We start from the raw sequence: 300 nt of genomic DNA on the forward strand, positions 1-300 counted from the left end.
CCCCCAGGCCGGCCGACCCGACGATTTTTTTTGATACGTCTACGACGGTGATATACTCTTCATTGAAGACTCTTTGGCTATAGGAGGCTGTTGCGATGTCCACCTACTGGCGGGCCGTGTGGAGGATGCGTTGGTCGACTTCTACTGCGCGCTGGCCCTCTACCCCGAGGACTTCTGGGCGCTCGGCTCGCGCGGCCAGGCACACCGCCAGGCCGGCCGACCCGACGAAGCCATCACCGACCTCACCGCCGCCCTCACCCTCAACCCCGAGTACGCCTGGGCGTTCGCCGAACGGGGCGA

General features: G+C 64.7%; 1 protein-coding gene. It reads left to right on the forward strand.

The features are described from left to right. Positions 1-118: 118 nt before the first annotated feature. Positions 119-300 (forward strand): tetratricopeptide repeat protein (locus PUR61_RS10220; protein WP_329878003.1); only part of this gene is annotated, 182 nt, incomplete at its 3' end.

It is taken from the genome of Streptomyces sp. BE20, assembly GCF_036322525.1.
In the GTDB taxonomy this organism is placed as follows: domain Bacteria; phylum Actinomycetota; class Actinomycetes; order Streptomycetales; family Streptomycetaceae; genus Kitasatospora.